Annotated in this window: 1 protein-coding gene; it reads left to right on the top strand. The window is 35.5% G+C overall.

The annotated features are described in order from the left end of the window. Positions 1-1,168 (top strand): elongation factor Tu (tuf, locus tag I4U58_RS13825; RefSeq protein WP_195931912.1); only part of this gene is annotated, 1,168 nt, incomplete at its 5' end. Between the last annotated feature and the right edge of the window lie 10 nt (positions 1,169-1,178).

Below are 1,178 nucleotides of genomic sequence, written 5' to 3'. Positions count from 1 at the left end.
TAAACCACATGTTAATATAGGAACTATCGGACACGTTGACCACGGTAAAACTACATTAACAGCTGCAATAACAAAAACTTTATATGACAGATATCAATTAGGAGAAGCTGTAGATTTCGCTAACATAGATAAAGCTCCAGAAGAAAGAGAAAGAGGAATCACTATATCAACTGCTCACGTTGAATATGAAACTCCAAACAGACACTACGCTCACGTTGACTGTCCAGGACATGCTGACTACGTTAAAAACATGATAACAGGAGCTGCTCAAATGGACGGTGCTATATTAGTTGTTTCTGCAACTGATGGACCAATGCCACAAACTAGAGAACATATATTATTATCTAGACAAGTTGGTGTACCATACATAGTAGTATTCTTAAACAAATGTGATATGGTAGATGACGAAGAATTATTAGAATTAGTTGAAATGGAAATAAGAGAATTATTAGACGAGTATGAATTCCCAGGTGATGATACTCCAATAATAAGAGGTTCAGCTTTAAAAGCTTTAGAAGATCCATCAAGCGTATGGGGAGATAAAATAGTAGAATTATTCGAACAAGTTGACGAATATATACCAGCTCCAGAAAGAGATGTTGACAAACCATTCCTAATGCCAGTAGAAGACGTATTCTCTATAACAGGTAGAGGTACTGTTGCTACAGGTAGAGTTGAAAGAGGACAATTAAAAGTTCAAGACGAAGTTGAAATAGTAGGTTTAACTGAAGAATCTAGAAAAGTTGTTGTAACTGGAATAGAAATGTTCAGAAAATTATTAGACAGCGCAGAAGCTGGAGATAACATAGGAGCATTATTAAGAGGTGTTCAAAGAACTGATATAGAAAGAGGACAAGTTTTAGCTAAACCAGGTAGTGTTAACGCACATACTAAATTCACAGCTGAAATATACGTTCTTAAAAAAGAAGAAGGTGGAAGACATACTCCATTCTTCGATGGATACAGACCACAATTCTACTTCAGAACAACTGACGTAACTGGTGCTTGTAAATTACCAGAAGGAACAGAAATGGTTATGCCAGGAGACAACATAACTATAGAAGTTGACTTAATAAACAAAATATGTGTAGAAGAAGGATTAAGATTCGCTATAAGAGAAGGTGGTAGAACAGTAGCATCTGGTGTTGTAGCATCTATAATAGAATAATCTATAATAG

Source organism: Clostridium sp. 1001270J_160509_D11 (genome assembly GCF_015667935.1).
Classification (GTDB): Bacteria; Bacillota; Clostridia; order Peptostreptococcales; family Peptostreptococcaceae; genus Intestinibacter.
This window is presented reverse-complemented; position numbering and strand designations above follow the sequence as displayed.